This window comes from Paenibacillus sp. AR247 (genome assembly GCF_002968895.1).
Taxonomy (GTDB): Bacteria; Bacillota; Bacilli; order Paenibacillales; family Paenibacillaceae; genus Paenibacillus_AQ; species Paenibacillus_AQ favisporus.
In genome coordinates this window covers 142,486-148,652 of sequence record NZ_PCZT01000018.1, presented here as the reverse complement: position 1 = coordinate 148,652, position 6,167 = coordinate 142,486, and the positions used below count along the sequence as shown (strand labels likewise).

The 6,167-nt window shown below is 55.0% G+C and carries 5 protein-coding genes and 1 pseudogene; 5 read left to right on the top strand and 1 reads right to left on the bottom strand.

Features of this window, described 5'->3' with window-relative positions:
* The 3 genes and pseudogenes from arsM to CPT76_RS26415 form a co-directional block, all read left to right on the top strand.
* Positions 1-120: pseudogene (arsM, locus tag CPT76_RS40550) on the top strand (arsenite methyltransferase); the annotation flags it as partial.
* A 128-nt stretch (positions 121-248) separates the two neighbouring features.
* Entirely contained in the window at positions 249-1,712 is a 1,464-nt protein-coding gene (locus tag CPT76_RS26420; protein WP_105445026.1) for a DUF2339 domain-containing protein, read from the top strand.
* Positions 1,713-1,726: 14 nt separating this feature from the next.
* Complete coding sequence (locus CPT76_RS26415) at positions 1,727-2,155, top strand: DUF2339 domain-containing protein (RefSeq protein WP_105445025.1); 429 nt, start codon at positions 1,727-1,729, stop codon at positions 2,153-2,155.
* Between the two features lie 153 nt (positions 2,156-2,308).
* Here CPT76_RS26415 and CPT76_RS26410 read toward each other — a convergent pair whose 3' ends face one another.
* Positions 2,309-3,031, bottom strand: a complete 723-nt coding sequence (locus CPT76_RS26410; RefSeq protein ID WP_258168818.1) for an HAD family hydrolase — start codon at positions 3,029-3,031, stop codon at positions 2,309-2,311.
* Positions 3,032-3,500: 469 nt separating this feature from the next.
* Here CPT76_RS26410 and qoxA point away from each other — a divergent pair, with 469 nt between their 5' ends.
* Positions 3,501-4,406 carry a cytochrome aa3 quinol oxidase subunit II gene (gene qoxA, locus CPT76_RS26405; protein WP_076173745.1) on the top strand — a complete coding sequence of 302 codons (906 nt, stop codon included), beginning with the start codon at positions 3,501-3,503 and terminating at the stop codon, positions 4,404-4,406.
* Positions 4,407-4,433: 27 nt separating this feature from the next.
* A partial coding sequence (qoxB, locus tag CPT76_RS26400; protein ID WP_105445024.1) for a cytochrome aa3 quinol oxidase subunit I occupies positions 4,434-6,167 on the top strand: 1,734 nt, incomplete at its 3' end.

Here is a 6,167-nt window from a genome sequence, read left to right as displayed (position 1 = left end):
TTTACAAACATTAGCGTTGAACCTAAGGATGAGTCCAAAGCTTTTATTAAGGATTGGGTCCAAGGATCGAATATTGAGGATTACATTGTTTCGGCTGTCATCCAAGCCACCAAGCCTTAAGCTTGTGGAATGCCGTCCTGTTTACCCATGTCCACCCATATTATGGCTCTTGTTCCAGCCGAGATGTGTTATATTAGTACCATCTCGGTTAAATACATAATTATGGAATTTTTAGGGGTGAACAGCTATTGGATTTGGAAAGAAGGATTGAGCAGCTCGAAGCGAAAATGAAAGCGATGGAGCTGGAGCTGAACGAACTTAGACGGGAGAGGCCGGGTGTGGGCGATCCTCGGCAGCAGCCGGTGAACCCGGGAGCCAATGCCCAGCGGCCGGTGCAGCCGCAGGTTCCGCCTCAGGCTCCCTACGCGGCGCCGCAGTCACCGGGCGCTGTATACCCGAACCCGCCTGGGGTACATCCTTACCAGGGGCATCCAGGCCAGCAGCCGATGCCTGGGCGGCCGGGAGTGCCGGGGTACCCTGGAGGTCCCGATATGGGGCCGTATCCGGGCCAGCCGGGAACCGCAGGTTACCCGGCGCAGGCGGGCCCGCACCAAGGCCAGCCGGGCCAAGGGCCGTACTTTGGCCAGCCCCGTCCCGCCGGGCCGCAGGCCCAGCGGCCGCCCAAGCCGCCGAAGCCGCCCGTGGACTGGGAGCATGCCATCGCCCGGGTGTGGCTGCCGCGCGTGTTTATCGTCGTGCTGCTGCTCGGCGTCCTGTGGGGCTTTATCGCCGCCGTGTCGGCGGGGTATCTGACGCAGCCGGTACGCTGCCTCCTCGGCCTGGTTGCCGCCGGCGCTATGTACTTCTTCGGGGAGCGGCAGGTCCGGGCGCAGCGGGAAGGATTGGCGCAGGTGCTGCTCGGCGGCTCCGTCGCCGTGCTCATGCTGACCTTTTTTGCGGCGCATCATCTATATGAATTGATTCCGTCCTGGTTAGCTTTCCTATTATATATCTTGTCCATCGCCCTGGGGGTGTGGACCGCCGTAAGACGCCGCTCCCAGACGCTCGTGATCATTATGACCGTCGGCGGTTATCTCATTCCGTTCCTTGTGAAATCCACGGAGCCAAACGCCTGGATCGCCGTAGGTTTCGAGCTCGTCTTTTCCCTGGCGATGACAGCGCTGTCGATCCGCTTTGCTTACCGCGCCGCTTATTTCGTGTCCATCGGCGTGCTGCATCTGCCGCTGATGATTTTATACATGGCAGGCGATTTCGAAAGCAGCCGGCATGTCTTCCTCGGCGCGGTATTCCTGCAGCACGCCCTGCTGCTCGTCCTCTCGCTGGTCCGTCCGTACCGCCACCGCTTAGACGAGACGGTATCGCTCATGACCGGCTTCGGGCTGGTCGTGCTGTGGATTTACGCTTTGTACAATCAGGCGGGCGGCCCCGGTCCCGAATCGATGATGATGATCATCTGGGCTGTCATTTACAGCCTGATCGCCCTCTGGCGGGTGATGAGCGGCCGCGTTCCTCACGAATATATGGCGATCGCGACCTGCGCATGGCTCATTTGGCTGGTTGAAATCGTCAGCCGGGAGGCACTGCCGCTGTCTGTCCTGATTGAGGCGTCCCTGGGGCTCGGCCTCGGCATCCTGCTGAGAAGCCGGATGCAGCAGATCACGTCCGCCATCCTGTATTTGTTGGGGGACTGAGCATTCTGCAGCTGTTGGCGGCGGTCCTCCGCAGACATATGGCCGAAGAATGGCAGCGGAAAGTACCGGATATCCTGATGTGGATCGCCGCGCTGCTGTCCATCGTCTTCCTGACGGAAGTGACCCAGGTTCTGACGCGGAATCTATCGTTCGACCTGCAGCATTTGATCCTGTCGGCCGAATACGCGCTCTATGCGATCATCGTTATTATTTACGGCGTCATGGTGCGTAAATCGATGGTCCGCCTGGCCGGACTGATCGTCCTGCTGATCACGCTGCTCAAGGTCATCTTCTTCGACCTGCCGGGCGTGTCGCTGGCCGTGCGGGCGATCCTGTTCATCGGTCTGGGCGTCGCCGGGATCGCCGTTTCCCGGATTTTGTACAAACGCAAAGGGGCCGATACCGAAGCCCCGCCGGGAACTCCGCCGCTGCCGCCGGAATAAATACGGGCATGACCTCGCCGCGCGAACGTTATTCGGCTCCATTCAAGGCGCGATACACGACAGCCATGCTTATCGATTTCCAAAATAAAGGGTGCCTGCACATCCCCGATGGATGCAGGCACCCTTTTTTTCATGAAAACAGCCAACCACCCGCTAGCCGCCCAGCAGAACGGATCTCATCTCCCCGTAGCCCCCCAGAATATGATGGGGCTGATGTCCGGTCGCAAACGGCTCGACCTTCCGATGGTTAAACCAGACAGATGTCCACCCCGCCTCCAACGCGCCGATGACGTCGTTGTTCCAGGAGTCGCCGATGTACCAGCTTGCCCCAGGCTCCGTTGCCGTCACCTCATTGACATGCCGGAACAGCCGGGGATCCGGCTTGTCGATGCCCACTGCTCCGGACACGAATACCCGTTCCAAGCCCACAAGCTTGTCCAGCCCGAGCGCACGGACTTTGTTCATTTGATGTTCCTTCGGGCCATTGGTGATCACGCCGACCACATCGCCGCGCTCCTGGAGCTCCCGGATCAGCTCCTGCGCCCCCGGAAACAGGCGAATGTCGAACTGCCCCTCCAAATAGGCCGCCTGAATCGCAGCCGCCTGCTCCCGGTCCACGTCGATGCCGAACTCCGCAAGGGCCAGCTGAATCCGCTGCTCGCGCATGTCCTCCAGATCCCCCGCATTCGCCGGATCATTCACATGTCCATGCCGGGCCGACAGCAAGTCGCTGTAATGCCGGAACCGGTGGTATACTTGTTCATAAGGAAAGCCGTCCGGCGGCGATATCAAGCGATCGAGCGCCTGCCGCAGCGGTTCCAGATGGTCATACAGCGTATCGTCCACGTCAAAAAACACCGCTCTTTGTTCACCCATTTTCTTTTTCTCCCCCATCTGCCTGTCCGCGATCACATGCCGGCTGCTGCCCGCATTAGCCCTCATATTGTACCATACAGCGGGCTTTTGGGACGCCTCAGCCGCCGTTTCAGCAGGAAGAAATCCGGTTAACGGCTTATGATAAGCCCTTTCAATTGTGACGAAACTGGCAACATTGACAAAGCCTTGTGCAATTTTGAACAAAAATGAAAATCCCCGATTTTCAGCGATTACAGTGATTTTTCGCACAATTTGAGGTTTTTTTAAAAATCATGTGAAGATGTTCACAGAATAACTGTAAATGATTTACATTTATTACTTTTGTTGCATTTGTTTTCGTTCCCCCGGATTACTAAGCTATGGCTATAAGGTTCATTATTTTTAGACCAATTCAGCTACATGTAACGCTAGAAAGGAGCTCACTGTGAAGAAAAAAAGATGGTTATTTTCTGGTTTATTTGTATCCATCATGTTGCTGCTTAGCGGATGCGACTCGTCGTCACTCATCGTGCTAGATCCGAAAGGTCCGCAGGCAAAAACGCAATCCAGCACGATTATTTTCTCCATCCTGATGATGGCTTTCGTCCTGATTGTTGTTTACATCTTGTACATCATCATGCTGACCAAATACCGGGCAAGCAAAACCAGTGACGATTATATCCCGCCTCATATAGAAGGTAACAAATGGCTCGAGTTCACCTGGATTGCGATTCCGGTTATCATTGTGGCCATTCTATCGGTTGTCACGGTCAAAACGACCAGTGCGGTGGAAAGTGTTCCTGCCGGTTACGAGGATCAGAAGCCGCTGGTTATCTATGCCGCATCGTCCAACTGGAAATGGCACTTCAGTTATCCTGAAGAAGGCGTTGAAACGGTGAACTATGTGAATATTCCTACAAACCGGCCGATCGAGTTCCGCCTGTATTCTTACGGACCGATTACGAGCTTCTGGGTACCGCAGCTTGGCGGACAGAAGTACGCCATGAGCGACATGGTCAACACGCTTCACCTGCTGGCCGACACACCGGGTTCCTTCATGGGACGTAACTCCAACTTCTCCGGTAAAGGCTATGCGCAGATGGAGTTTGAGGTACAGTCCATGAGCGCCGGAGACTTCAGCAAATGGGTCGACGATGTGAAGAAAACCGCGCCTCAATTGACTGAGGACAAATTTAACGCGCTGCTGAAAACCTCCTACGTTGGACGGGAATCCTTCTCTTCCACGCACCTCGGGTTCAACCCGCCGCCTGAAATGGATATGTCCGAAGGACATCACGGCAGCGGCAGCAGTGACAAAGATTCCGGCTCGGAAACGATGGATCATTCGGATATGAGCAATATGGAAGATATGGGGTCCATGGAACATGGAAACTAACATCAACTGGAAAGGAGACCTATCTGCATGAAATGGGACGAATTTTTTGTAACCGGTGAGCCGATGATCTATGCTGCCATGGTCAGTATCGTCGTCGTTTCCCTCGCCATTCTGATCGGCCTGACCTATTTTAAAAAGTGGGGTTATCTGTGGCGCGAATGGCTCACAACGGTTGACCATAAGCGGATCGGGGTCATGTACATCCTGGCCGCTCTCATCATGCTGTTCCGCGGCGGCATCGACGCCCTGCTGATGCGTACACAGCTCGCGGCTCCGGAAATGAAGTTTCTGGATGCGCAGCACTATAACGAAATCTTTACAACGCACGGCGTTATCATGATCCTGTTCATGGCGATGCCGTTCGTTATCGGACTTATGAACGTTGTCGTTCCGCTGCAAATCGGGGCGCGCGACGTAGCTTTCCCTAGACTGAACGCCGTCAGCTTCTGGATGTTCTTCTTCGGAGCGATGCTGTTCAACATTTCCTTCGTCATCGGGGGATCGCCGGATGCCGGCTGGACCGCATACTTCCCGTTGGCGAGCCTGGAGTTCAGCCCGACCGTAGGTAACAACTTCTACTCTCTGGCCCTTCAGATTTCCGGTATCGGTACGCTGATGACCGGTGTCAACTTTATCGTAACGATTCTGAAAATGCGTGCGCCAGGCATGAAACTGATGCGTATGCCGATGTTTACCTGGTCCGTCCTGATTACGAACGTTATCATTCTGTTCGCATTCCCGGTTCTGACCGTTGCCCTTGCCCTGATGATGTTCGACCGCATCTTCGGCAGCCAGTTCTTTACGATGGCGAACGGCGGTATGGATATGCTCTGGGCCAACCTGTTCTGGGTATGGGGACACCCTGAAGTATATATCGTTATTTTGCCGGCCTTCGGTATATTCAGTGATATTATTTCCACGTTCTCGAAAAAGAATTTGTACGGTTATAAATCGATGGTCGCCAGTATGGTGGTCATCTCGCTCCTGTCCTTTATCGTATGGGCTCACCACTTCTATACGATGGGCGCGGGCGTTATGGTCAACGGCTTCTTCTCCATCACGACGATGGCGATTGCCGTACCGACCGGCGTCAAAATATTCAACTGGCTCTTTACCTTGCAGAAAGGTAAAATCTCGTTCACGACACCGATGCTGTACGCGATGGCCTTTATTCCGATCTTTACGATCGGCGGCGTAACCGGCGTCATGCTGGCGATGGCCAGCGCGGACTACCAGTACCATAACACGATGTTCCTGGTTGCCCACTTCCACTATGTGTTGATTCCGGGTACCGTCTTCGGGGTTCTGGCAGGCATGTACTTCTGGTTCCCGAAAATTTTCGGTTTCCGCCTGAACGAGAAGCTCGGCAAGACGGCCTTCTGGCTCATCGTCGTCGGCTTCAACACGGCCTTCCTGCCACTGTTCTTCCTTGGACTGAGCGGTATGACGCGCCGGATGTACACGTATTCGGCCGACACCGGCTTTGGCCCGCTGAATATGGTGGCTACGATCGGTGCCTTTATCCTGGCCATCGGATTTGTTGTTCTGTGCTACAACTTCTACTGGAGCTTCCGTTACAGCCCTCGCGACGAAAACGGAGATCCATGGGATGCACGTACGCTGGAATGGAGTACGCCAAGCCCTGTGCCGGTGTACAACTTCGCCAAGGTACCTAACGTCAAATCCATGGATGCGCTGTGGGAAGCAAAAGTCAACGGGGTACCTCTCTACGAAGAAGGCCCTTATGAACCGATTCATATG

Bases quoted from the DNA above. Each gene is read 5' to 3' on its own strand.
- CPT76_RS26410 (WP_258168818.1), bottom strand. From the start codon at position 3,031: ATGGGTGAACAAAGAGCGGTGTTTTTTGACGTGGACGATACGCTGTAT.
- qoxA (WP_076173745.1), top strand. From the start codon at position 3,501: ATGTTGCTGCTTAGCGGATGCGACTCGTCGTCACTCATCGTGCTAGAT.